General features: G+C 43.8%; 21 protein-coding genes and 1 other annotated feature. Of the genes, 4 read left to right on the top strand and 17 right to left on the bottom strand.

Features of this window, described 5'->3' with window-relative positions; genetic code table 11:
• Position 1 precedes the first annotated feature (1 nt).
• The 6 genes from KH180_RS02105 to KH180_RS02080 form a co-directional block, all read right to left on the bottom strand.
• Positions 2–1,639, bottom strand: a complete 1,638-nt coding sequence (locus KH180_RS02105) for a bifunctional anthranilate synthase component II/anthranilate phosphoribosyltransferase (RefSeq protein ID WP_290755906.1) — start codon at positions 1,637–1,639, stop codon at positions 2–4.
• A complete protein-coding gene (trpE, locus tag KH180_RS02100; RefSeq protein ID WP_290755904.1) occupies positions 1,636–3,093 on the bottom strand; it encodes an anthranilate synthase component I in 1,458 nt (485 codons plus the stop codon). Before trpE ends, KH180_RS02105 begins: the two co-directional genes overlap by 4 nt.
• A 134-nt stretch (positions 3,094–3,227) precedes the next feature.
• Positions 3,228–3,484, bottom strand: a binding site (T-box leader).
• A gap of 292 nt (positions 3,485–3,776) precedes the next feature.
• Positions 3,777–4,655, bottom strand: a complete 879-nt coding sequence (locus KH180_RS02095) for a hypothetical protein (protein WP_290755902.1) — start codon at positions 4,653–4,655, stop codon at positions 3,777–3,779.
• 368 nt (positions 4,656–5,023) lie between these two features.
• Positions 5,024–6,223, bottom strand: a complete 1,200-nt coding sequence (locus tag KH180_RS02090) for an NADP-dependent isocitrate dehydrogenase (RefSeq protein ID WP_290755900.1) — start codon at positions 6,221–6,223, stop codon at positions 5,024–5,026.
• 460 nt (positions 6,224–6,683) lie between these two features.
• A complete protein-coding gene (locus KH180_RS02085) occupies positions 6,684–8,402 on the bottom strand; it encodes a [FeFe] hydrogenase, group A (RefSeq protein ID WP_290755898.1) in 1,719 nt (572 codons plus the stop codon).
• The gene (locus tag KH180_RS02080; RefSeq protein ID WP_290755896.1) at positions 8,396–10,228 is read right to left on the bottom strand and encodes an NAD(P)-binding protein; all 1,833 of its coding nucleotides are present in this window, start codon (positions 10,226–10,228) and stop codon (positions 8,396–8,398) included. The genes KH180_RS02085 and KH180_RS02080 overlap by 7 nt, the downstream gene beginning before the upstream one ends.
• Before the next feature lie 297 nt (positions 10,229–10,525).
• Here KH180_RS02080 and KH180_RS02075 point away from each other — a divergent pair, with 297 nt between their 5' ends.
• Positions 10,526–11,170: a chloramphenicol acetyltransferase gene (locus KH180_RS02075; RefSeq protein WP_290755895.1), complete on the top strand. Its 645-nt coding sequence runs from the start codon at positions 10,526–10,528 to the stop codon at positions 11,168–11,170.
• 52 nt (positions 11,171–11,222) lie between these two features.
• Here KH180_RS02075 and KH180_RS02070 read toward each other — a convergent pair whose 3' ends face one another.
• The 4 genes from KH180_RS02070 to KH180_RS02055 all read right to left on the bottom strand — a co-directional run bounded on the left by KH180_RS02070 (position 11,223) and on the right by KH180_RS02055 (position 14,845).
• Positions 11,223–12,059 (bottom strand): DegV family protein, encoded by an 837-nt coding sequence (locus KH180_RS02070; protein ID WP_290755894.1) that lies wholly within the window; start codon positions 12,057–12,059, stop codon positions 11,223–11,225.
• Positions 12,060–12,140: 81 nt separating this feature from the next.
• Complete coding sequence (locus KH180_RS02065) at positions 12,141–12,995, bottom strand: DUF368 domain-containing protein (RefSeq protein WP_290755892.1); 855 nt, start codon at positions 12,993–12,995, stop codon at positions 12,141–12,143.
• A 13-nt stretch (positions 12,996–13,008) separates the two neighbouring features.
• The gene (locus tag KH180_RS02060; protein WP_290755891.1) at positions 13,009–13,485 is read right to left on the bottom strand and encodes a DUF5721 family protein; all 477 of its coding nucleotides are present in this window, start codon (positions 13,483–13,485) and stop codon (positions 13,009–13,011) included.
• Positions 13,486–13,579: 94 nt separating this feature from the next.
• Positions 13,580–14,845, bottom strand: a complete 1,266-nt coding sequence (locus KH180_RS02055) for a S1C family serine protease (RefSeq protein WP_290755890.1) — start codon at positions 14,843–14,845, stop codon at positions 13,580–13,582.
• Positions 14,846–15,028: 183 nt separating this feature from the next.
• Between KH180_RS02055 and KH180_RS02050 the strand changes: the two genes are divergently transcribed.
• The gene (locus KH180_RS02050; RefSeq protein WP_290755889.1) at positions 15,029–16,456 is read left to right on the top strand and encodes an undecaprenyl-phosphate glucose phosphotransferase; all 1,428 of its coding nucleotides are present in this window, start codon (positions 15,029–15,031) and stop codon (positions 16,454–16,456) included.
• Between the two features lie 9 nt (positions 16,457–16,465).
• Positions 16,466–17,488, top strand: coding sequence for an LCP family protein (locus tag KH180_RS02045; RefSeq protein ID WP_290755887.1), 1,023 nt, complete (start codon positions 16,466–16,468; stop codon positions 17,486–17,488).
• Between the two features lie 39 nt (positions 17,489–17,527).
• Here the strand turns inward: KH180_RS02045 and KH180_RS02040 are convergent, their stop codons facing one another.
• Complete coding sequence (locus KH180_RS02040; protein WP_290755885.1) at positions 17,528–18,694, bottom strand: SAM-dependent methyltransferase; 1,167 nt, start codon at positions 18,692–18,694, stop codon at positions 17,528–17,530.
• Positions 18,695–18,820: 126 nt separating this feature from the next.
• The gene (locus tag KH180_RS02035; protein ID WP_290755883.1) at positions 18,821–19,549 is read right to left on the bottom strand and encodes a helix-turn-helix domain-containing protein; all 729 of its coding nucleotides are present in this window, start codon (positions 19,547–19,549) and stop codon (positions 18,821–18,823) included.
• Positions 19,550–19,677: 128 nt separating this feature from the next.
• On the opposite strand from KH180_RS02035, the gene KH180_RS02030 reads away from it, so the two are divergent.
• Positions 19,678–20,166 (top strand): sporulation initiation factor Spo0A C-terminal domain-containing protein, encoded by a 489-nt coding sequence (locus KH180_RS02030; RefSeq protein ID WP_290755881.1) that lies wholly within the window; start codon positions 19,678–19,680, stop codon positions 20,164–20,166.
• 207 nt (positions 20,167–20,373) lie between these two features.
• Here the strand turns inward: KH180_RS02030 and KH180_RS02025 are convergent, their stop codons facing one another.
• From KH180_RS02025 to KH180_RS02005, 5 genes are read right to left on the bottom strand one after another with little or no spacing between them, the layout of a single operon-like run.
• Positions 20,374–21,498 carry a 4-hydroxybutyrate dehydrogenase gene (locus KH180_RS02025; protein ID WP_290755879.1) on the bottom strand — a complete coding sequence of 375 codons (1,125 nt, stop codon included), beginning with the start codon at positions 21,496–21,498 and terminating at the stop codon, positions 20,374–20,376.
• An 11-nt stretch (positions 21,499–21,509) separates the two neighbouring features.
• A complete protein-coding gene (locus tag KH180_RS02020) occupies positions 21,510–21,914 on the bottom strand; it encodes a MaoC family dehydratase (RefSeq protein ID WP_290755877.1) in 405 nt (134 codons plus the stop codon).
• Entirely contained in the window at positions 21,902–22,990 is a 1,089-nt protein-coding gene (locus KH180_RS02015; protein ID WP_290755875.1) for a zinc-dependent alcohol dehydrogenase, read from the bottom strand. Before KH180_RS02015 ends, KH180_RS02020 begins: the two co-directional genes overlap by 13 nt.
• Positions 22,983–24,056: an NADH:flavin oxidoreductase gene (locus KH180_RS02010; protein ID WP_290755873.1), complete on the bottom strand. Its 1,074-nt coding sequence runs from the start codon at positions 24,054–24,056 to the stop codon at positions 22,983–22,985. Before KH180_RS02010 ends, KH180_RS02015 begins: the two co-directional genes overlap by 8 nt.
• Before the next feature lie 18 nt (positions 24,057–24,074).
• On the bottom strand, positions 24,075–24,989 hold the full coding sequence (locus KH180_RS02005; protein ID WP_290755871.1) for a phosphotriesterase family protein: 915 nt from the start codon (positions 24,987–24,989) through the stop codon (positions 24,075–24,077).
• Positions 24,990–25,000 lie beyond the last annotated feature (11 nt).

Here is a 25,000-nt window from a genome sequence, read left to right as displayed (position 1 = left end):
CCTAATAACGGTTCGTAAATTCAATGAACTGATTCAGCTTTTCCAAAGCTTTTCCGGAATCAATGGACTTCCTTGCCATTTCAATTCCTTCCTGCATATCCTTTGCCGCTCCTATAGTGTAGAGTGCACTTCCTGCATTTAAAAGAACGATATCCCGCTTTGGACCCTGTTCTTTTCCTGTCAGAATCTCTCTGGTGATCACTGCATTTTCGTCAGATGTTCCGCCCTTGATTGAGTCTTTTTCTGCCATGGAAATGCCAAACTCTTCCGGACTGATTTTGTAGGAGATCAGCTTTCCGTCCCGGATTTCACAGATACTTGTAGTATCAGAGATCGATATTTCATCCAGACAGTCATCCCCATATACAATCATGGCCTGTTTGACCCCCAGATTCTGCATGACCTCTGCCATTGGCCTTAAAAGCTCCTCCTCATATACTCCAAGTACTATATAATTTGTCATGGCCGGATTTGCCAGCGGTCCTAAAATATTAAATACAGACCTTACCCCAAGCTGTGCTCTCACGGGGCCGGCATATTTCATAGATCCGTGATGGGTCTGTGCAAACAGGAATGCCACTCCGATTTCCTCCAGACATTTTTGGTTTTGCTCCGGTGACAGTCCGATCTTCGCTCCTAACGCTTCCAGTACATCCGCTGCCCCGCTCTTTGAGGATACGCTGCGGTTGCCGTGCTTCGCCACTTTCTGCCCCGCTCCTGCGATGACAAATGCAGACGTTGTGGAAATATTAAAGCTGCTGGCCAGATCACCGCCGGTTCCCACAATATCAATGGCTTCTGTCTCATTGGGAACCACCGCGGCCTTTGCCCTCATGACTTTTGCAAATCCGGTGATTTCATCTACCGTCTCGTGGTTCATTCTGAGTCCTGTAACAAAGCTTGCAATCTGCGCCTGGGTAGCTCCCCCCGACATGATACAGTCCATGGCTTCATATGCCTCGTCAGCAGTCAGATGCTTTCCTTCCACTATCTTTTCCAAGTATGGCTTCATTACGGTTCTCTGGGCTGTCTCCATCTCGTTCTCCTTCTTTTCTTCCTTTATTTCTATTCCTGCAATCTTTAAAAAGTTTTCGAAAATGGTTTTTCCAGACTCAGTGAGAATGGACTCCGGATGAAACTGTATGCCGTAAACATCATAGTCTTTGTGTTTTACTGCCATAATCTGGCCTTCATCATCCGTACCCACTACAGAGAGAACATCCGGCATTCCTTCACCTGCTACAATCAGGGAATGATATCTGGCCACCGGAATCGTCTCCGGCAGTCCATGAAACAGCGGAACACTGCTGTCAATCTGGATATTACTCTGTTTTCCGTGCATCAGCTGCTGCGCATGAACAGTCTTGGCACCGAATACTTCTCCGATTGCCTGATGTCCAAGACAAATCCCAAGTATCGGGACCCTGCCTGCAAAACAGCGGACCGCTTCTTTTGAAATGCCTGCGGATTCCGGATATCCCGGGCCCGGTGAAATGATCAGTGCCTCTATATCTTTCTTCTCTATCTCTTCAAGTGTGATTTCATCATTCCTGACGACCTCTATATGTTCGTACAGTTCACCAATCCCCTGATAGACGTTATAAGTAAAAGAATCGTAGTTATCAATTAATAAGATCATAATTCTGCCGCCTCCTTAATCGCATTGATGACTGCAAGTGCTTTGTTCTCGGTCTCCGCATATTCCTTTTCCGGATCAGAATCTGCCACAATTCCGGCCCCTGCCTGCACATATCCCTTTCCGTCTTTAAACAGCACAGTCCGGATGGCAATACAGGTATCAATATTCCCGTCAAACGCCAGGTATCCGACTGTTCCTCCGTAAAGTCCCCGTTTTTTATTTTCCAGCTCATCAATAATTTCCATTGCTCTGACTTTGGGTGCTCCGGATAATGTTCCAGCAGGCAGAATACTCATCAGGGCATCCAGCGCCGTCTTATCTTCCCTCAGTTCTCCCTGCACGTCACTTACCAAATGGGTCACCTTGGAATATTTCTCTACCGACATAAAGTTATCCACACGGACAGTACCAAACCGGCATACTTTTCCCACATCATTCCGTCCAAGATCCACAAGCATGGTGTGTTCAGCCTGTTCCTTCGGGTCATGCCTGAGCTGTCTGACTAAGATATCGTCTTCTTTTTTGGTCGTTCCTCTCGGCACCGTGCCTGCGATCGGCTTTGTTGTCACGATTCCATTTGTGACACTTACCAGCATCTCAGGGGATGCTCCTGCAATCTGATAATCTACAAAATCAAAGAAATATAAGTATGGAGAAGGGTTTGTTGTCCTGAGACATCGGTATACATCAAAAGGATCAGCCTCACTCTCAACTTCAAATCTCTGTGACAGAACAACCTGAAAGATATCCCCATTTTTGATATATTCCTTAGCTTTCTTAACTCCTGCTTTGTACTCTTCCTTGGACAGATTGGATATGACCTTTATCTCACTTTCCCCTGTGCGGTTCTTTCTGGCCATCCGAAAGCTGTCGATCTGTTCAATCATCTGTTTTGCCCTCGGTTCCAGGCTCTCATATTTTTTCTCAAGGTCATCATTTTCATGGACATTCTGGATGACAATCACCCGATTGGTAAGATGGTCAAACGCCACAATCTCATCATACATACACAAATGACATTCAGGCATTTGCAGATCATCCTCCGGTATATTCGTCAGTTTCTTTTCCACAAACCGGATAGTGTCATAACCAAAATATCCGATGAATCCTCCTGTAAGCTTTGGTTTATCAACCAGCACCGGAGACTGGTATGCATTGACCATGTCTATTAAATAAGCAATATGGTTTTCCACAGTCTGTTTCTCTCCGTCAATCTCTATCTGTGTACCATTGATTTTTATTTCCTTCTTTGGATTTACACCTATGAATGAATACCGCCCCCACTGGTCTCTGTTTTCCACACTCTCCAGCATGAAAGAAGGTGTTCCGGACTTTCTCAGTGCCATAAATACTTGTATCGGTGTCACATGATCCGCCAATACCTCATAAAACACCGGCACTGTCGGATAGATTGTCAATAAATTTTTAACTTGTTCTAGTGTTGGACTTAACATATAATCCTCCTGTCTATTCACATCGTGTTGTTTTGTTCATTTACTTTGAGCATTTGTGCGCATCCTGCACGGAGTGTTTTTTATTTCATAGGGCGCACTTTCCTATGAAATAAAAAAAGCCTATCATCCCTCATACAAGGGACGATAGACCGTGGTGCCACCCAAATTTAAGAGTCCTTCCGAAATTATGAACTCTCCTCTTAGAGTACTCCGCATGTGCTTTTATACTCCGTTCCCATAACGCGGGATCACGGCGGCAGATACTGACAAACTGTGTTCTCTGCGCTCCTCACAAACCCATTCACATGACACGTGTATGCTGTCTTCCACCAACCGACAGCTCTCTGTAAAACCGTTTGCCAAGCTACTTACTTTTGCTCAAAGGATTTTTTAATTTTTTATTATTATATTCCAGGAAACCAAATTATGTCAAGTTATTTTTTATATCAAGGATGGAAACCACTCTCACTTCAATGATTGGAAGTATTAAAATTAGATATAGATTCGGTTGGAATGAGATTCATACGCCGAGTTTTGCGTATGTCTTAGTAGTTTATATTTGAAAAGAGATGAATGATATATTCGTATGAGATATTGTGAGAATGATTTCTCATCCTTGATTTACATTATAATACATTTGTCATCATTTTACAACCATTATTTTACTTTTTTTACATTCTTGTTTAACTCTCTTGTTGGCTTTCTAATTTGTTAATCCGTTCTGAATGATCCTCTGCTATCTTTTTTAATATATCTATATTCTCCAAAGATTCTGCCTCTATATTTGTGACCAGACGAAATGTAATATCCTTATTATGCAGGTAGCCGTCATATAAAGATTCCAGTTTTGGCAATACCCCATTATCCAGTGTATTTCCAATTTTTGAAACCATATTTTCTGTTCTGTACAAGTCTTTTTCTATCAAGTCTGTCTTTCGTACAAGCAGAGTAATTTCATTCTGCATCGTATCCATATGCTGATTCATCTCATTGATCTGACTGTCAACTAAAATAAATTTTTCGTCTAATTCAATCAAATGATTTTCAATTGTATCCAGACGGCTGTCTACTGTATCGAATCTTGTATCTATTTCGTCCAGACGGCTGTCTACTGTATCAAATCTTGTATCCATTTCATCCAACCGGCTGTCTACTATATCGAACCTTACATCCATTTCGTCCAGACGGCTGTCTACTGTGTCGAATCTTGTATCCATTTCATCCAGCCGGCTGTCTACTATGTCGAATCTGACATCCATTGTATCCAGCCGATTATCTACTGAATCAAATCTTTCATCCATTGTATCCAACCGTTTGTCTACTGCATCGAATCTTTCATCCATTGTATCCAACCGACTGTTTACTGCATCGAATCTTTCATCCATTGTATCCAGCCGGCTGTCTACTGTATTGAACCTTACATCTATTTCGTCTAACCGGTTGTCTACTGTATCGAATCCTGTTTCCAGACTCAAATCTATCGTATGTAATTGTTGAGAAATCGGACTTAATTTTATATCAAATATTCCTGCAAGCTGCTGAAATTCTTTGTTTGATAACACCTGAAGCGCCCCCTTCCATTGTTATAAAATTTTCTTTTGCACATATTCAGTTTCAGCATAATTTATATTACTGATTATATCATTCACACAGAAGATAATCAACAATTTTTTCCAATCTTGTGCAACAAAAACGAATTCTGCGAGCGGGATTCTCCGCCTGCGGCGGGTCGCTTTGGCGGCATGATTCCTTGTCACCACAGTGCGATCCTGGCGGAGCGTTTTTTATTTCATAGAACGCATTTTCCTATGAAATGAAAGAAAAAAGATCTTGGAATCTTTCATTTCCAAGATCTTTTTCCTTCGGAATTTAAATTATTACAGGATGGCACCTTCATGTTCTGCATGATTGGAATACCAGATTAGTCTTCCTATGACAGTTTCGCAGCAACCGCTTTAATAAAGTCCTGGCTGTTGACCACATTGACATTTTCTAATGTTGTAATCAGCGCAAGGTCCTTTGTCATGGTTCCTTCTTCAATCGTGTCTATAGTAGCTTTTTCAAGTTTGTCAGCAAATTCAGCCAGTGCTTGGTTAGCGTCCATCTCGCCGCGTTTTCTTAATGCTCCTGTCCAGGCAAAGATTGTAGCTACAGAATTAGTAGACGTCTCTTCTCCTTTAAGGTGCTTGTAATAATGGCGCTGTACGGTTCCATGGGCTGCTTCATACTCGTAATATCCGTCCGGAGATACTAAAACTGATGTCATCATAGCAAGGGATCCAAATGCAGAAGATACCATATCACTCATTACATCCCCGTCATAATTCTTGCAGGCCCAGATATAGCCTCCCTCTGATTTCATTACACGCGCAACTGCATCATCAATCAATGTATAGAAATACTCGATTCCAGCAGCTTCAAACTGATCTTTGTATTCTGCATCATAGATTTCCTGGAAAATATCCTTGAATGTGTGGTCATATTTCTTTGAAATGGTGTCTTTTGTGGCAAACCACAGATCCTGTTTTGTATCCAATGCATATGTAAAGCAGCTCTTTGCAAAACTGCGGATAGATTTCTCTGTGTTATGCATTCCCTGCAGGATTCCGGCACCATCAAATTCATGAATCAGCTCTTTCATCTGAGTGCCGTCTTCTGCTGTATAAACTAATTCTGCTTTCCCTGCACCCGGAACTTTAATCTCAACTCCTTTGTAGACATCCCCATAAGCATGTCTTGCAATCGTGATCGGTTTTTTCCATGTACGGACCGTGGGTTCTATTCCTTTTACCGTAATCGGAGTTCTGAAAACAGTTCCGTCTAAAATGGCACGGATTGTCCCGTTAGGGCTTTTCCACATTTCTTTGAGATCGTACTCATCCATTCTTGCAGCATTCGGTGTGATCGTAGCACATTTAACTGCTACCCCGTATTTTTTCGTAGCCTCTGCCGCATCAAAAGTCACCTGATCATTGGTGGCATTTCTGTATTCCAATCCAAGGTCATAATACTCAGTCTTTAAGTCAATAAACGGGATCAAAAGCTCATCTTTAATCATTTTCCAGAGGATCCTGGTCATTTCATCCCCATCCATCTCAACCAACGGTGTCGTCATCTCAATTTTGCTCATACTGGTTCTCCTTTTCATGCATTCTCCGTAAATTGTTACTATTATAGCGAAAAAAGAAAACCATGTCAAAGAGTATGAAGTTCTTACCAATTCTTCCGGCCAGCTTAAAACAGAAATTCGCCGGCAGTATATCGTAATTATGCAAATTGCTGATAAACAAAAGATAAAATACCCGGACTTTTATACATACAAAAGAAAGATCCGGAGAAACCGGATCTTTGGAATAAAAAGTTTACTGTTTCAGCAGGAATTTTCCCTATAAAGTCAACGTTACCTTCGTTTTTCCCAACCGGTTGTACTTCTCACAAGTTTCCTTTAAAAAGTATCCTCTCCAGTCGGCTCTGGAAAGATCTCCTTTCGATAGTGAAGAATAACTTATCGCGGGTCCTCCGAGAATCTTTGCTAAAAGTCAGGAAATATTACATTCCAGAGACTATAAGCCAAAGAGCTGGTTGAAATGTCACACTTCATGCTCCGTATGCAGCAGCTGATGTGCCCTATGGGACAACGGTTTTTCAAAAAATTCATCATAGAGACTCTGAATATCCGGATTATCATGGGAGAACCGAATCTCTGTATTCTGATCCAGGAAGTAAAGGCTTGATCCTCTCTCTTCTGCCAGTTCACAGCCGTCATGGATCGGCTGACCTCCGCCTCCGGCACAGCCTCCCGGACAGGCCATAACCTCAACAAATTCATATTTCACTTCTTTTTTGCGGATAGCTTCCATAAGCTTCCTTGTATTTCCAAGACCGCTGACAACTGCAATATGAATAACATTTCCTGCAATATCAAACTCCGCTTCTGTCCATCCTTCCCGTTTCACTCCCCGAATTTCACGGAAGGCATCTGCATCCGGATTTTCTCCGGTCACAAGAAAATATGCCGATCTCAGTGCCGCTTCCATAACACCGCCTGTGGCTCCAAAAATGACACCGGCTCCTGTTCCTACTTCAAACGGGGTATCAAACTCACCCGGCTCTAAATATTTAGGATTTAAATGTTCCGCCCGCAGCATCCTGTCAAGCTCTCTGGTTGTAAGAACACAGTCAATATCGTGTCCTGCATATTCATCATAAAACAGCTCCATTTCCCTCTCTGCCTTCTTTGCCAGGCAGGGCATGATGGACAGGGTAAAAATCCGTTCCGGGTCCACCTGAAGTTTCTGGGCAAAATAAGTCTTCATAACTGCACCAAACATCTGCTGCGGAGATTTGGCTGTGGAAAGACTGTCAACCATATCCGGATATTGGGTTTTTATAAATCTAACCCAGCCGGGACAACAGGAAGTAAACATCGGATACTTGTTTAAATCCCCATCCTGCAGGCGCTTAACAAACTCACTTCCTTCTTCCATAATCGTCAGATCAGCAGAAAAAGTCGTATCAAATACATAATCGATCCCCATTCTTCTTAAGGCCGTCACGATCTTTTCGACCGGAGCTTCTTCTCTGGACAGCCCCAGATGCTCTGCCCATGCAGCCCGGACAGCAGGTGCAATCTGGGCAACCACAATCTTATCATCATCCTCCAGTGCTCTGAACAGCATGGAAGTATCATCCCGTTCTCTCAATGCTCCAACCGGACAGTGAGTGATGCATTGTCCGCATAAGGAGCAGTCCGCCACGCGGATATCCCGGTTTCTGGAAACATCCACATTGGTTCTGGCTCCGGTGCCGGATACATCCCACACATTCAGTCCCTGTACCTTATCACAGATCTGAACACAGCGCATACATTTGATACATTTATTGGCATCCCGTATCAGAGGGAATGTTTTGTCCCATTCTTTATGAACCAGTTCCTTTTTAAACGGATTTTCCAAAATGTTGAAATCATTAGCAATCGTCTGCAGGCTGCAGTTCATACTCCTGCTGCAGGTAATACACTGCCCGTCATGCTGGGACAGCAGCATGGAGACAGTCTTTCTCCGGTTCAGCCGTACTTTAGGGCTGTTCGTATAGATCACCATGCCTTCTTCAACTACATTGTTGCAGGAGGTGATTAATTTATCCTTGCCCTCCATCTCTACCACACAGACACGGCAGGCGCTTATCTCGTTGATTCCCTTTAAGTAACAGAGCCTTGGAATATCAATATGGACAGAAGCTGCAGCCTCCATGATTGTTGTGCCCTCAGGCACCGTTACTTCTACACGGTCAATTGTAAGTGTTACCATTTAATATCCCTCCCTCCTTTAAACACGCCGAATCCAAAGTGGTCACAGCGCAGGCACCGGCCGGATTCCTGATAGGCCTCTGCCTTGGACATACAATTTTCTACTCCCTCAAAATCATTCACGCGCTCTCCTGCTTCCCGTTCTGTCATGTTGACTCTTCCGCATGGCGGACGGTCATCCAGACGCGGCTCCGGAATCTCCACATCACAAGTAATCTCATGCCGGAAGCCAAGATACTCATCAATATTTGCAGCAATCACCTTGCCTGCCGCAATGGCGGAAATAACAGTTGATGGTCCTGTTGCACAGTCTCCTCCGGCAAAAACACCCGGTATCCCATCAAATCCGCCGTATTTTTCTGTCTTGATCTTTCCTCTCTGGACAGGGACTCCATTTTCCTCAAAATGTTCATACAGGATATCCTGGCCGATGGCTACGACTAAAGTCTCACATGGAATAAATACATCGTCCTCCCCAGTCGGACGTACGCTGGCTCTTCCATTCTGGATTTTGCTGATCATCTGCGGGGTAACCCAAATACCTTTGATGCTTCCGTCTTCCCCGGTCTCAATTCTGGACGGTGCCATCAGAGTTTTCACTTCGACTCCTTCAGCTACCGCACCCTGAATTTCTTCCTCCAGCGCTGTCATATCGGCAACTCTTCTCCGATAGACAATACTTACCTTTTTTGCTCCCAGACGGATCGCCGTGCGCACAGCATCCATTGAAACATTGCCTCCGCCGATCACTGCGACTTCCTGTCCCTCAAGGCACTCACACCGTCCGTGTCCTACATCCCGCAGGAACTGTACCGCAGATATAACTCCCTTGGCATCTTCTCCTTCAAGACCGAGCTTTTTATCTGTGCTGGCACCAATGGAGATCAGCACCGCATCATGCTTTTGTCTTAACTCGCTGACAGAACAGTTCTTTCCGATCACTGTACCGTACTGTACCTTAACCCCTGTCGCGAGAATCGCCTCAATATCCTCGTCGAGACGTTCCTTTGGCAGACGGTAATTAGGAATACCATATCGCAGCATACCGCCCAGCTTCGGCAGCATTTCATAAATTGTGACTTCGTGGCCCATCAGCCGTAAATAATAAGCGGCACTCAAACCTCCGGGTCCGCCGCCTACGATGGCAACTTTTTTACCTGTAGGCTCACCGCATGGAGGAGGCGGAACTTTGCCTGCAAAATCCGCTGCAACACGCTTCAGCCCTCTTATATTTACAGAATCATCAATCATATTGCGCCGGCATTTGGCTTCACACGGGTGCTCGCATATAAATCCGCATGTGGTAGGCAGAGGATTGTCTTTTCTTATCAGACGTACAGCATCTGCATATCTCTCTTCCCTGACCAGTGCTATGTATCCTGGAATATCAACCCGTGCCGGACATAGGGATACACACGGCACCGGAAGTTTTAAGGACATCAGACACCGATTGTACATGATGTGTTCCAGATAATCATCCCTGAAACCAATCACTCCCTTATAGACCATATTGGCTGCCTCATAACCGATGGCACAGTCAGCAGAATCCATGATTGACTGCGCCGTATCCCGGATCAGTCCCAGGGTCTCTATAGTAGCCCTCCCATCCAATACATCATTGATCAGATTCTTTAACTGTCCGAGTCCGATTCTGCACGGCACACATTTTCCGCATGTCTGCGCATGGCACAGTTCCAAAAATGCCCTGGACATATCTACCGGGCAGATACCTGGAGGACTGGACTCAATCCTTCTCTCCAAATCTTTATAAAGTCCTTCCATCACAATCTGCGCCCGGTCCGGCGTCACAATTTCCAAACGACTCATTCCATCACCCTTTCTTTCATAATATTGTATCTAATTATATACAATATTGACTGTACAAACAATAGATTTTGTCTAAAAACACCGTTAATATAATAACGAAAAACCGCATAAAATCGTGGTTTTTATATGCTCCATGTTCTATTTTGATACGTTTTAGACGGTTAAATCCACTGTTTCCGTGCAAAATAAATTTAGGGCAGGCAAAATAAGTTGTACATATTTTTAACAATCTTTATTTTACACTTTTTTGCATTTGCTATATAATAGTATTTATCATGAAAAAAATGGAGGTAATCTATGTTTCATCTGATCGATATGGATACATGGGAGCGCAGAGAACATTTCCAATATTATACTGAGATCATCAAGTGCGGCTACAGCCTGACAGCTGATTTGGATGTAACTGATTTTCTGAAACTGATCAGGCAAAAAGATCTCAAATTTTATCCAAGCTTTGTCTACTGCGTCTCATCCGTTGTCAATCGCTTAAAAGAATTTAAAATGGGGCTTTCTGAAGAAGGCCTTCCAGTAATCTGGGATTCTGTGCATCCTTCTTACACTGTATTCCATGAAGATGACCACACTTTTTCTGATTTGTGGACATATTATTCGGAAGATTTTTCATCTTTCTACCAGGCCATGACCGAAGATATGAATACATACGGAAATAACAAAGGTATTAAAGGCAGGCCCGGACAGCCCCAGAATTTTTTCTGCATCTCCTGTGTTCCCTGGCTGTCATACACCGGACTCAGTACCATGTCCGCAGAGGGCAGCCCCAATCTGTTTCCCATCATCACCTGCGGCAAATATCACAAAACCCATGGACGTTATAAAATGCCTCTGACCGTCACCATCTCCCATGCTGCTGCGGACGGATACCATACCACGCTCCTTATAAACCAAATACAGGAGTTTATCACAAAAGATTTTACAATCTAAAACAGGGAAACGGTATAAAAACCGTTTCCCTGTTTCTTTTGATACATCTTAACTAATATGCCACAACTACACCGCCGTCACACGCATATAAACTGCTGACTCCCTTGGTATCTACTATGACAATGTCTTTAACATTTACTTTCTCTTTCAGCATATCCTTAAGATAAACTGCACGGTCATAGCAGTTACAGTGCGCAATCGCCAGAATCCGCTCCGTAAGGTCCTGTCCCTCTTTTACAATACAGTCTGTCATCTTTGCCAATGCTTTTTTTGTCCCTCTCGCCTGTGCCAGCTTCTGGATGACACCTTCCTTGGTCCCTTCCATCACCGGTTTGATGTTCAGGGCTGTGGCAAGCACTGCATTTACCTTGGACAGCCGTCCGTTTCTCTGCAGGACATCCAGCGTTTCCAGTACAAAATAGGTTCTCTGCCCTTTGATATATTCTTCTACCTGTTCTACAACCTGCTCAAACGGCATGCCTTGTGAGGCATACTCATAAATCTTTCTGGCAATCAGAAGCTGTGTGCTGGAAGCTCCTCTGGAATTAAACACATAAATGTTCTTTTCCCCAAACTCTTCCTTGTACAGCTTTTTGCCAAGCTCTGCACTGTTGTAGGATCCGCTCAGTTCCGCCGACAGCGTCACCACGTAAATATCATCTGCCTTTTTATATGCTTCCATATAAGCTTCAGGCGCCGGGCAGGCTGATTTGCAGGCTCCTTTGCTGTTCGCCACTTTATCCAAAAAAGAACGCTGGTCAAAAGTATCATCGTCAATGATCTCTTCATCACCGATCAGCAATGTCAAAGGGATCCAGGTATAACATCCTTTCTCAAAATCTTCATTTGTTAAATCCGTGCAGCTGTCACAGACAATATTAAAACTCATATGGCGTCTCCTTTTTAAAACTTTCCGATATAGTATTCATTACTACATATCATATCATATATTTCTATAAATGAAAACCCTTTAATCCTCACCAAGATAATAAGCACAGATACATCCTGCTGCCAATGCTGCCAGCCCTGTCACCCCTGAGAATAAATTAAAGTGATCAAAATTTGCCTCATAGAGTATGGCAATGGGTGATCCTAAAATCAGTCCGCCGATTCCGGCAAATGTGACCGCCTCAAAATGCTCAAACAGATATTCAATAATCTTTGCAATAACTACCACTCCTGCAGCAATCCCCGCTGCCATTGGTGTCAGCAGCAAAATGCCGTGCGTCAGTCCGGATAAATTCAGAGTAGCCAGATTCACCATAAACTGTGTAATCTCCTGAAGAATCGGCTGGTAAAACCCAAGGACTAAAAGGACCATAGATCCGCTGACACCCGGAACCACCATCGTCGCTGCCGCAATGATACCAATCAGAAACATCTTGCCCATCATCAGCGGATCTGCTGTTAAGGTCACATCTGCAGCTGTGCTGCTTCCTAAAAGCGGAAGCAGTACCACCAGCGCAAACATCAAAAGAAAAGCGATTCCATGGGAAAGCCCCTTTTTTTCTCCTTCCATTCTCTTAAAAATCGCCGGCAGTCCGCCGATAATCAGTCCGATAAACAAAAAATTAGTCTGAATCGGATAAAATTCAAACAGCCATTTGATCACGAAAGAAAGTCCGATCAGACCGATAACTGCCCCGATCCCTACAGGGACCAATATTTTGAGACTCTGTTTAAATTCCCTGCGGATGTGCGTCAGCGCATATATAATCTTGTCATAAATCCCCATGGAAACTGCCAGCGTTCCTCCGCTGACTCCCGGTATAATATTGGCTACCCCGATCAAAATCCCCCGGCATATCTCTTTCAATAACTTCATAGGTTCTCTCCTCCTACTTACCTTTTAAAAACATTTTCATTTCTTCATCCCACGCTGTCTCCAGGGTTTTATCAGGCACAAATGTTTTTCTTGATACTCCGGTTGTACATTTTAGATTTTCCCGGTCAAAATATATGTTTAAAAATAGGCCTCCGATATCTTCCTTCCTCTCAGGTATATTATATTTTGAAAGGAAGTCTTCCATTCGTTTTGGATTGAGCATCAGCACAAATTGAAAGGACAGCGGGGTTTTTTTGCCTTTGATCAGCGCAAATATCTTCTGCTTTTCTAACTTCCACGGTATATAAGGATACTCTTTCAGTATTTCCCATTCATCTGTATCGTAAAAGTCTTTCTGCATTTTTCCATTGAATTCATAATTGATTTCCATAGAGAGCTTTCCTTCGTACAGCATAAACTCATCACATACCGCTCCGGTCAAAAACCCTGCCATAAACGTCTTTACTTGTTCTATCTCAATTGAAATCATATCGGCTCCTTATTTCCATACGTTAAAAACGAGCGGCCTCTTGCCGCCCGTTTTTATTGTAACTTGTATCATTTCAGAATTCAACTGTTTCCAATCAGTTATTCTGGGTACTGCTTGAGGAGCTGTCTTCTGTTTTCTTCTCCAGCTTGACACTGATGGTCTTCTTTTCATAAGTCCCCATCTGATTCTGGCGTTTTACAACGACTTTCACAGTATCCCCGGCTTTTTTGCTCTCAATCTTGCTCTTCAGGCCTTCCATTGTAGAAACCGCAGACCCGTCGAAGCTTACGATCACATCTCCTGCACTGATTCCGGCCTTCTGTGCCGGTGAATTCTGTACAACCTGCCGTACCAATGCCCCCTGAGGCATATCCATCTGTGATGCCATGTCACTGGAGATCGTCTGGCCTGATATTCCCAGATATGCCTGTTCAGATTTGGATACTGATTTCTGTTTAATCAGCTGATCAATAATCGGTTTGGCCGTATTGATCGGAATTGCATACCCCATTCCCTCCACATCTTCAGATGAGTATTTTACTGTATTGATTCCTACAAGCTCACCCTTGCTGTTTAACAGGGCACCGCCGCTGTTTCCAGGATTAATGGCCGCATCTGTCTGAAGAAGTGTCATCGTTTTATCTGTAAGCTGGACTTCCCTGTTCAGGGCGCTGATATATCCTCCGGTCACAGACTGTCCGTAGCCAAGTGCATTTCCTATAGCGATGGCCTGTTCTCCTACCTTTAAATTATCAGAATCACCAAGAGTGATTATTTTAATCTTCTTCATTGTTGCAGATTTTATACTTTTTAGTTTAACCGCTACTACAGCCAGATCTGCATCACTGTCCGTTCCTTTTACAGTTCCTGAAGCGCTGGTTCCGTCTGTAAATCCCACAGAAATGGACTGTGCATCAGCGATTACATGATTATTTGTGACCACTAAAAGATATCCATCTTTCTTACCAACGATGATACCGGAGCCGGCTCCTTCACTTTCGTTGTTCTGCTGCTGTCCGAAAAAGTTTCCTGAACTTGTGACATATTTGCTTGTAATGGAAACAATGGATGGCATGACATTGGATGCCACGGTTGATAAATCTTCATTTCCTGATGCTGTTCCCTTTGATGAGGTATTTGTTGTATTCGTTGTAGCCAGCTGGCTTCCTCCGTTTCCGATGCCTGCTGCTGAAAATCCATACTGAACTCCCTGCATGGTCACCCCTGCAATCAGTCCAAAGGCCACAGCCGCCGCTGCAATTTTAACGGCCTTCTTTCCTGTTTTTCTTTCATTTCCTTTATTTTGATTTTGATCTGGTTCTGTATATCCCGTATTATTAAAATTCATATCTTCGTACATAACCTATATCTCCTTTCGTATTTATCTTGCTTAAATAGTACAAAATAAATGTGTAAAAAATGTGTTCTAAATGTTATAAAACTAAGAAAAACATAAGAAATAATTCCATTGTGCCTTTCTGTTTTTTCACTTATAATAAGTTCATAAGTGTGGCGCAATATATTGTTATAGAGGAGAAAACAAATGATTAAGCAAAATCAAGCCTATTTAAATCGGCTTCATATTTTCATTGATGCAGTCTGTATTTATCTGTCGGCTGTTTTATCATATAAAATCCGTTTTAAATGGGGTAAAAATGAATGGATATCAAGAATGCTTTTTTTTGTGGGAAAATATGAACGGGAATTTGCTTACTACCAAAAAACGATTTTTATCACAATTATTATTCTTATTTCATTATATGCTTTCTTCGGCCTTTATACTCCAAAGCGTTATCAGCGTGGAAGCCGTGAAATTATAAATCTTTTTAAGGCAAATCTGATTGGTCTGGGTATCGGTTCCGTTGCAATTGTTCTGATTAGACTCCAAAACTTTCCCCGGAGTCTTCTGTTATTATTTTTCTCATTGAACTTTGTAATTGGAATTGTATCACGTTATACTATAAAAAAGGTATTAAACAGCACCAGAGAGCGCGGCCGGAACTTAAAGCATGTGGTACTGGTCGGCTTCAGCACATCTGCTGCCGCCTATATTGACCGCATCAAAGCCAATCCCCACTGGGGACTTTATATCCACGGTATATTTGATGATACCATCAGTGATAACTTTGAATACCGGGGAATTAAAAAGATCGGCCTTTTAAATGAACTGGAAGATTATTTAAGCCAGACCCCACTGGACGAAGTCGCCATCACGCTGAATCTGGATGAATACGAAAAACTCGAAAAACTGGTTGCCATCTGTGAAAAGTCAGGTGTTCATACCAAATTTGTTCCGGACTATTATAACTTTATTTCCACCAATCCATACACCGAGGATTTAGACGGACTTCCGGTCATCAATATCCGAAATGTTCCTCTGACAAACATCGTAAACCGAGTTGTCAAGCGGACCATCGACATCATTGGTTCTGCATGTGCCCTGATTATTTTGTCACTGCCTATGCTGATTATCGCTTTTTTCGTGAAGCGCAGTTCTCCCGGGCCGGTCTTCTTTGCCCAGGAAAGAGTCGGCCTTGGAAATAAACCTTTTAAAATGTACAAGTTCCGCTCCATGGGGGTCCAGGACCCTAAAAAAGAAGCTACTCAGTGGACGAAACCAAACGACCCGAGAGTTACGCCGTTCGGAAAATTTATCCGCCACACAAGCCTGGACGAGCTTCCTCAGTTTTACAATGTGCTGCGGGGAGATATGAGTCTGGTTGGACCGAGACCGGAGCGTCCGCTGTTTGTCGAAAAGTTTAAAGAAGAGATTCCGCGCTATATGATCAAACATCAGGTCCGCCCAGGTATTACCGGCTGGGCCCAGGTCAACGGCTTCCGCGGTGATACATCCATCCGCGGCAGAATTGAACATGATTTGTATTATATTGAAAACTGGACACTGTCCCTGGATTTTAAGATTCTGTTTTTGACAGTTTTCAAAGGATTTATCAACAAGAACGCTTACTAGGAGGTTTATATGAGCGTAAAATCTACAAAACACCGGCATTCCCATATCCGGCTGTTTTTCGTACTGCTGCTGCTGATTGTCGTGCTGATCGGAGTCATTTTAGGACTGTCTTACTCAAAGCTTGGAAAAATCAAATCCACACCTATGAACCAGAGCAAACTGGTCACGGTCCATGAAGACGCAAATATGAAAGACTATACGAACATTGCACTGTTCGGCATAGATTCCCAGACCGGAAGTATGTCAGACCGTGGGAACCGTTCGGATTCCATTATTGTGGTCAGCATCAACAACAGCACAAAGGAGATTAAAATGCTGTCCGTCTACCGGGATACTTATGTCAGTGTAAACGGCCATTACACAAAGATTAACGCAGCATATTCCTTAGGAGGCCCTGAACTGGCCGTCAGCACCCTCAACAGAAATTTGGACCTGAACATTACAAAATATGCAACTGTAAACTTTAAGATCTTAGCAGATATTGTAGATGCCATCGGAGGTATTGAGGTAAAGGTCGACTCCTCCATTCTGAAAAATCTAAACAGCTATATCGGTGACATGAACCGGCTCAACGGCGGTGATTCCCCGAAGATTAAATCTGGAGGCGTCCAGACATTGGACGGAAACCAGGCAGTGGCATACTCAAGGATCCGGTACACAGCAGGAGGTGACCTGGCCCGTGCAGGACGTCAGCGGGAAGTACTTCAGAAAATCTTTGCCAAAGGCAAAAAAAATCCTTTCGGATTGATGGGTGCCATGGATAAGATTCTTCCGCAGATTAAGACCAATATGGAGCAGAAAGAACTGTTTTCCATGCTTCTGTCCATCTTCCGCTATGACATTAAAGGCCAGAAGGGATTTCCGTTTGACCAGAAGGAATACAAATATCTCGGTGTCTGGTATGGCTTTCCCACAACGCTTAAGGAAAATGCCGTTCAGGTACATAAATACCTGTTTGATACAGAAAATTATCAGGTAAGTGCCGAACTGGGACGGATTAATCAGAAGATCATTAATGTAATCGGATACTAAAAAAACCAGGACATTCTGTGTCCTGGTTTTGTCTGTTCTTTAATACCATCTTGTCATAGGAAGTTCGTTATTGACCCCGTTTGTAAACAGCAGCTGATGCAGGTCAATGATTCCATTCTGGAAAGTGGATGCACATGCACAGAGATACAGATCCCACATCCTGGCAAATGTCTCACCGAACTTCTCTTCAATCTCTGCCCTGTGTTCGTTAAAATTCTTATCCCAGCACAGCAGAGTTCTGTTGTAATGTCTTCTCAGGCTTTCTGCGTCCAGTAAATAAAAATGGTATTTGGAGCCCAGGCTGACAATTTCTCTGAGACTTGGAATAACGCCGCCCGGAAAAATATATTTCTTCATCCATGGATCTCCCGGATGTTCCTCCAGCGCACTGATAAAATGAAGCAAAAACACGCCGCCCGGTTTCAATGCTCTTTTGATACATTGAAAAAAGAGTTCGTAATGATCCCGTCCCACATGCTCCAGCATACCAACACTGACAATACGGTCAAATTTGGTTTGATAACCGGGAAGATCCCTGTAGTCCATCAGTTCAGCCTTCAGAAGATCCCCAAGCCCCTCTTCTTCAATTCTTTTTTGAAAACCCTGCTGCTGTTCTTTGCTTAAAGTAATGCCGGTCCCGCGGATCTTATATTTTTTTGCGGCCTCGATCAGCAGGTACCCCCAGCCACATCCGATATCCAGAACCTCCATCCCTTCTTTTAAATCAAGCTTTGCAAGAATTCTGCAGGTCTTGTTCTTCTGTGCATCAAAAAGTGTATCACTCTCAGACTCAAAATATCCGCAGGAATAATTTAAAGTCTCATCCAGCCAGAGGCTGTAAAAGTCATTTCCCAAATCATAGTGGGATGAGACATCTTCTTTCTGTTTTCTTCGTCCCAGTGACGGAAACATCAGCTTCCTCAGTATCCTTGTATCCACTGAGAAGTTCCCCATCTGTCCGAGAAAATAATACAATGCCTGGTACAAATCCCCGTCGATCTCCAAATCGCCCCTCATATAGGCCTCTCCCAATGCAAGGGATGTACTTGTCATCATTTCTTTCAGATCCGGTTCCTTTTTAAAGATAATTGAAAATCTTGGCTCTCCGTCCCCGATGGAATATTCCTCTTCCTTGATTTTAACAAGAAATGGAGTTTGGTCAAATCTGTCCAAAAAATGAAGGATTGCTTTTTCTTCCAGCTTCATGTGCTCTGCCACACCCTTTCTAAATATAAGTTTTGAGCTTATAAGGACTACTTCCGTCAGACTTTACAAAAGCCGGCTGGAAATACGAAAAAACTCATACTTTGAGTATTGACAGAATTTTGGTATTTAAACGATAGAGGTCAGTTCCGGGATGTCTATGACTCCCACAAATCTTCCGACTCTTTTATATTCCATAATGTTTGTGATCTCCTCATCGTCAATCGTACCGTTCAGGGATCTGAGCAGCTGGACGCCGTGCCTCTTAAAATACCGTCCAATATATAAATATCCTGCACGCAGGAACATCCATATCTCCCCATGTTTAGGATAGCGCCCGTCCATAAACTGAAATCCCAGTACAGAATTTCTGTAAAACTTCGGCTCCAGCATGTTTGTGCGCACCCATACAAAAAATGTACATTCTTTTGTCATAGGATTTTGTTCCACCCACACATCATGCACTTTCTGGCTTCCATAGTCAGCCTGCCCGTCCTCCACGCTGGTAAATTCAAAGCATTTCATTGATTTCTTCCCGGAAGATTTTAAAGACATCATTTTGTCATACTCTAAATTTATCACATATTTTATATATTCTTTCTGATGTACCGGCAGACATTTAAACTTACGTATATATTCTTCATAAGCATATGGGATCATGGGCTCCCTGTCTGCAAACTCATCCAGAGAACAATTAAGGGAAGCTGCCACTTCTTCTATCGTATTAAATCGCGGATTAGGAGTAATTCCGCATACAATTTTTGATAGCGTGCCTATGGGAATACTGCTAATACTTGACAATTCTTCCACCGTTAAATTTTTTGTTTGCATAATTTCCTTTAGTTTTTTATAATTCATTCGCTCCACCTTCCAAATATGGAATAAATTCATCCCTCGAAAAGTTGACAATATTCCTCTTTATTTTCTATAATGAACATGATTACATAATCTAAGGAATAAATTTATCTTTATGAGGGGAGTATATCATGCACAACGAAAATCTTCAATTGGTACTGTCAGATGACACAATATTACAAATTTCTGTAATCCATTCACAGAATCACACATCTGTACCTGACAGCACCTCACACGTCATTCACATTAACCAGCTCTTAAACCAAGCGGCATCTTCTGCTGCACATTTAGATCTCTCAGGCAGGATCAGCAAACTTTTGAAACAATTAGGCATTACACCAAACTTAAAAGGCTATCTCTATCTGAGACAGGCCATTGAACTGGGTATCCAGGATCCTTCTGTTTTTGACGGAATTACAAAACGCCTGTATCCTTACATTGCAGAAAAGAATCATACAACATCCACAAGTGTTGAACGTACCATCCGCCATGCAATTGACAGCGTATGGAGCAAAGGAAACAAAGAACTGTTCTGGAGCATTACTCAGTCCTGTACACTGGAACGCCCGACAAACAGCCAATTCATCATTCAGCTGGCAGAGTACTTCTCCGATTATTAAAGCTTTGCATCGTTATTCCTTCCGGAATGACCAGCCATAAAACAGAAAGCAGTGTGCTATACCTTATCGTGCGCAAGCACGCTAGCCCGAAGGGCATAAAATACGGGATGCCCTGTGGGTATGAATTATCATTCATAAAAACGGCCTTTACCCGGATATCAATTCCGGATAAAGACCGTCATTTTTTTATTTCTTATTTCACTTTTTCTACCGTCTCCCATATCTTCTTTCAAAGATTTCCCTAATTTCCTCTTTGCTGAGTTCCACGTAGTTATTCTGAAGAAGCCTGCGCTGGTTCTTTAATGTGCTTTCTGTAAACTCCTCAATCTGTGTGATGGTCATTCCGTAATCCTTTAATGGTTTAGTCTCCATAAACTTGGATAAAAATTCCCTAAGCCTGAGAAATGCTGAATCTCTTTCCCATCCAAAAATATCAGCTATGGTCTGTTTAAGTTCCTGAATTCTGCCTTCCGGCTTTTTTAACTCATAGAGCTCCATCACTTCCATAAAAAACTGGTGATTTGCTTCTCCGTGCGGCACATGAAATGCGCCTCCTATGGAATAAGACAGCGCATGGACAGCAGCACACCCTGCGTTTCCAAATGCAATACCTGCATAATTAGATGCCAGCATATAGTTTTTTAAGTCTTTCTTCCTTTCCTCTCTCCCGTATTCCGCCATGTGATGGTATCCGTTCAGTATCATTTTTATAGCTTCTTTGGAAAACAGCTCTGTAGCCGGAGAAGCTTTCGGAGACAGAAAGGATTCCACCGCATGGATCAGCGCATCCACTGAGCTTGTGAGAAACACCTTGTAAGGCAGTCCTTCCAGAGTTTCAGGCACCAGAACAGCATAATCTGCATAACATTCATCGGATGCCAGTCCTTTCTTTGTATGTTTAGATTTTATTTCAGCAATGGCTACGTTTGTGACCTCACTTCCGGTGCCGCAGGTAGTAGGCACTGCAATCAGCGTTTTTTCCTTCACTGCCTCCTGCTCCTCTTCAAACAGCGGCGTGCAGCCATCCGGCATATCCAGCGCCAGTATCTTGCAGATGTCCAGAATTGTTCCGCCGCCCAGTGCAAAAATCCTGTCATAGCAATAGACTGACGCTGCGTCTTTGATCCGCCCGATCATCTCATCGGATGGTTCTCCGTCTCCGAACTCTTCCTGAAAAATAAAATTTGTCTCCACACCAAGCGGTTTCAGCAGCGGCTCATACAAATACCTGTTTGTAACAACCAGATCATTTGGCCCGATCTGAAATTCTTTCTGAAATTGCTTCATTGTATCGAAATAATATATGGATGGCACTAATTTTAATAACTGCATGTTTCTCCTTTCTATTCCTCAGGCGGAATCACCTGGGCTCTTCCGCTGATGACAATTTCATTGTCCTGATTGACACAGGTTGTCTCCAATGTGACAAGCTCAAAGTTTTTCTTCATCTCAATCTTATGAACCTTGATCCTTGCAGTCACCCGGTCACCGATCCTTACGGGCCGTTCAAAATTCAATTCCTGCTTCAGATAAATGGTACCGGGACCCGGAAGAACACCGGCGATTGCAGCCGAGATGATGCCCGCCCCGATCATGCCATGGGCAATACGGCCGTGAAATCTGGTCTCTTTTGCATATCCCTCGTCCAGATGCAGCGGATTTCTGTCTCCTGATATTTCAGCAAACAGCTCTACATCCTGCTCTGTTACATATTTATAAAAGAAGCCTTCCTGCCCTATTCTGAGCATATATTCTCCTCCCCGCTTTTCCCGTGGAGCAGAACGCTGACCCTGTAGTTTCCGGGTCTTGCCGCTTCCTCAAAGGCGCTCTGAATCTCATCCAGAGGATAGCTTGCCTCGATCAGGGGCTTCACGTCTGCCACTCCTTCATTCAGCATCCTTGCCGCCTCCAGAAAGTCTTTTGTGTCCCCAAGGTAGGTGCCCAGAATCTCCATTCTCCGGTAATGAATATCATTGGAGGAAAGGCCCAGTTCAGGAGGAGGATAAGCTGCTGCAAACATCAGCATTCTGCCATCAAAATGTTTCAGCATAGCCGCTGCCTGTTCATTGGCTTTTGAAGCTCCTGCCGCTATAATAACCGCATCAGCACCGCGTCCGCCGGTCATCTGCCTGACTTTTTTTACCGGATCTTCTTTCCCAGCATCAACCGTCTCAAATCCCATATCTCTGGCGGTTTTAATTTTCTTTTCCATCATCTCTGTGACAATGATTCTGGCGCCGTAAGACCTGGCAGCCTGGGCGTTTAAAAGCCCCATAGTCCCGGCTCCGATAACTGCCACTGTATCCTGGGGGCGTACCCTCAGCTTCCCGATTCCTTTTACAACTGTTGCCAGAGGCTCTAAAAAAGCTGCCTCACTTGGACTGAGTCTGGGATTCATCTTTACCACTGCTGTTGCATTTCTTACCTGATAGTCCGCAAATCCCATCCTGCCTTTATAACCTCCCTCATGAAGGTCATAGGAACTCCGGATCACACATTGGCTCTCTTCTCCCCGCCTGCAGTATTCACATTCCCCGCAGTAGTTATTGGAAAGGGCCACAAAATCACCGGGCAGAAGCTCCACAACTTTATCTCCGGTTTCTAAAATAATACCTGCACCTTCATGGCCTCCTGCCATAGGATATCCCTGATGTTCCCTTAAGCCCAGCCACTGTCCGTAATCAGCGGTACAGATATTGCAGGCCAGCTGCTTTACCAGCACCTGGTGTTCTAAAAGCTTGGGAAGCTTCATCTCATGTACTTCAGCATGTCCCTTTGATGTAAGCACACCAACCCTGAACGTTTCGATCTTTTTGTCATCCATGATATTCCCTCCATCCCGGACATTTATGGTAGTCCGTGCTCCATAGACATTTTCGGCAGTTTCTGCATAAGACGATCTCCCGGCCCTGCTTCATTTTTTTTACCCAGTGAGGGTCACAGAGCAAAGCCCGGCCGAGAGCCACAAAATCTGTACATCCCTGCTCTAAAAGGAAAAGTCCCTGCTGTGCCTGCCGGATCCCTCCCACAGCAATCACCGGGCACTTAACTCTCTGTTTCATCTGCATGGCTCCCCATACACGGATATTAAACGGAAACCCGTCCGGAGATGTCTCCATAGTCCTCTCATCCATAAAACCGGTGGACCCAAAACCCGTAGATACATTCAGCAGATCCATTCCTGCCTTTTCAAATTCCTTCGCCATATATGCGGAGGCATCCAGATCCGGTTCATCAAATCCAAGCCTGACAGATATGATAAAATCTTCCCCGCAGCTCTGCCGGATTTCTGACAGAATATCAATTGTCATCTGCATCCTTCCTCTGATATCTCCTCCGAACCTGTCTGTCCTGTGGTTGACTGTAGGGGATAAAAATGCACTCAGCAGATAGGAATGGGCACAGTGGATCTCTACGCCGTCATATCCTGCTTCCTTTGCCCTGACAGCAGCCTGGACAAACTGCCGTTCTCTTTTGCGGATTTCTTCTCCGCTCATTTCCTCTGCCGTATACTCTTTTCCTCTGAGCATTCCATGGAACTTAGACGGTGCCGCAGGTTTTCCAGATACCGTCCTTATTCCCGCGTGATGAAGCTGTGAGAGTATAGGCACTCCACAGGCGTGTACTGCAGAAACCAGCTTTTTATGTCCCTCGGTCTGCTCATCCTTCCATATCCCTATCTGCTGGGCTGAAAGGCGTCCGTCTTCTGATATACAGGCCGCTTCCACAATGATCATCCCTACTTCGCCCCTGGCCCTCTCCTCATAGTGGGAGATGAGTTCTTCTGTAATCATTCCATCCTCTGCCCCATATCCAAAGGTCACCATCGGGGCCATAAGAAACGGAGATTTTATCTTCTTTCCTTTTATCACTGTCTCTTTCTCATACATCAAATTCCTCCGTCCTGGTTAAAAACAACCATATACTTTCCTCGGATTCTCAACAAATATGGTCCTGATCTCATTTTCCGTAATTCCCTCTGATTCCTTCAGTCTCGGAATAAATTTTCTTATGATATACTCAAGCCCCGGTCCCCCGTTGTTGGCTTTAAAATAATTGCTTCTGCCAAAATCAGCGCTGATCAGCAGCCTGTCAAGATATCCTGCCTCTATTAGATCCAGGATCATATCAATATTCGTCTGAACAGGATAACGGTAGACCCGGGCGATGTTGTCCACAGACAAAAAGCTTCCCATGGAAGCAATCTTTCTATATTCATAAGGATCCGGATTCCGGTCCATATGCCCCAATACGACTTTGGACAGATCTGCTCCCTGGCTGTCCAAAAGTTTCAGGATCTCTTCCCCCATCATCCCGCCGTGATGGATCCAGATTGGAGCATTTGTTTTCTTTTGTGCTACTGCAGCAGCTTTGAGGCATTTTTCCTCCCTGGGATGGATAAAACGGAGAGATACCGCACATTTTATCTGCCCTGCCCGGATGGATGTTCCGTCCATTCCCTCCTCAATTTCCCTGACAAACAGTTCTGCCAGTTCTTCTGTGCTGATATAGTCTATAAAATCCGGATTGTGGTCATATAAATAAAATCCTGTGGTGGCAATCAAGTGAACCCTGCTCTCCCTGCTGGCATATACAAGTTTTTCAGGATTCCTTCCATAATCTGCTGCCGTTCCATCCACCAGCACAGATCCCCCGGCCCGGGCAAACAGGCGAAGCTCCCTAACAGATCCCTCTATGTTTGTGATTGCCAAGGTGGGATCTTTTTTCGCTGTATACGGGCTGCAGTAAATATGTTCATGAGTATAGGTAATCCCCATCTCTTCTTTATCTACATCACCCAGAACAGTCCTGATACAATTCATATGGCCTTCCT

The sequence above is a fragment of the Anaerostipes sp. genome (assembly GCF_018381315.1).
GTDB lineage: Bacteria > Bacillota > Clostridia > Lachnospirales > Lachnospiraceae > Anaerostipes.
This window is presented reverse-complemented; position numbering and strand designations above follow the sequence as displayed.

Bases quoted from the DNA above. Each gene is read 5' to 3' on its own strand.
- KH180_RS02105 (WP_290755906.1), bottom strand. From the start codon at position 1,639: ATGATCTTATTAATTGATAACTACGATTCTTTTACTTATAACGTCTAT.
- trpE (WP_290755904.1), bottom strand. From the start codon at position 3,093: ATGTTAAGTCCAACACTAGAACAAGTTAAAAATTTATTGACAATCTAT.
- KH180_RS02090 (WP_290755900.1), bottom strand. From the start codon at position 6,223: ATGAGCAAAATTGAGATGACGACACCGTTGGTTGAGATGGATGGGGAT.
- KH180_RS02085 (WP_290755898.1), bottom strand. From the start codon at position 8,402: ATGGTAACACTTACAATTGACCGTGTAGAAGTAACGGTGCCTGAGGGC.
- KH180_RS02080 (WP_290755896.1), bottom strand. From the start codon at position 10,228: ATGAGTCGTTTGGAAATTGTGACGCCGGACCGGGCGCAGATTGTGATG.
- KH180_RS02075 (WP_290755895.1), top strand. From the start codon at position 10,526: ATGTTTCATCTGATCGATATGGATACATGGGAGCGCAGAGAACATTTC.
- KH180_RS02070 (WP_290755894.1), bottom strand. From the start codon at position 12,059: ATGAGTTTTAATATTGTCTGTGACAGCTGCACGGATTTAACAAATGAA.
- KH180_RS02065 (WP_290755892.1), bottom strand. From the start codon at position 12,995: ATGAAGTTATTGAAAGAGATATGCCGGGGGATTTTGATCGGGGTAGCC.
- KH180_RS02060 (WP_290755891.1), bottom strand. From the start codon at position 13,485: ATGATTTCAATTGAGATAGAACAAGTAAAGACGTTTATGGCAGGGTTT.
- KH180_RS02055 (WP_290755890.1), bottom strand. From the start codon at position 14,845: ATGTACGAAGATATGAATTTTAATAATACGGGATATACAGAACCAGAT.
- KH180_RS02050 (WP_290755889.1), top strand. From the start codon at position 15,029: ATGATTAAGCAAAATCAAGCCTATTTAAATCGGCTTCATATTTTCATT.
- KH180_RS02045 (WP_290755887.1), top strand. From the start codon at position 16,466: ATGAGCGTAAAATCTACAAAACACCGGCATTCCCATATCCGGCTGTTT.
- KH180_RS02040 (WP_290755885.1), bottom strand. From the start codon at position 18,694: ATGAAGCTGGAAGAAAAAGCAATCCTTCATTTTTTGGACAGATTTGAC.
- KH180_RS02035 (WP_290755883.1), bottom strand. From the start codon at position 19,549: ATGAATTATAAAAAACTAAAGGAAATTATGCAAACAAAAAATTTAACG.
- KH180_RS02030 (WP_290755881.1), top strand. From the start codon at position 19,678: ATGCACAACGAAAATCTTCAATTGGTACTGTCAGATGACACAATATTA.
- KH180_RS02025 (WP_290755879.1), bottom strand. From the start codon at position 21,498: ATGCAGTTATTAAAATTAGTGCCATCCATATATTATTTCGATACAATG.
- KH180_RS02020 (WP_290755877.1), bottom strand. From the start codon at position 21,914: ATGCTCAGAATAGGGCAGGAAGGCTTCTTTTATAAATATGTAACAGAG.
- KH180_RS02015 (WP_290755875.1), bottom strand. From the start codon at position 22,990: ATGGATGACAAAAAGATCGAAACGTTCAGGGTTGGTGTGCTTACATCA.
- KH180_RS02010 (WP_290755873.1), bottom strand. From the start codon at position 24,056: ATGTATGAGAAAGAGACAGTGATAAAAGGAAAGAAGATAAAATCTCCG.
- KH180_RS02005 (WP_290755871.1), bottom strand. From the start codon at position 24,989: ATGAATTGTATCAGGACTGTTCTGGGTGATGTAGATAAAGAAGAGATG.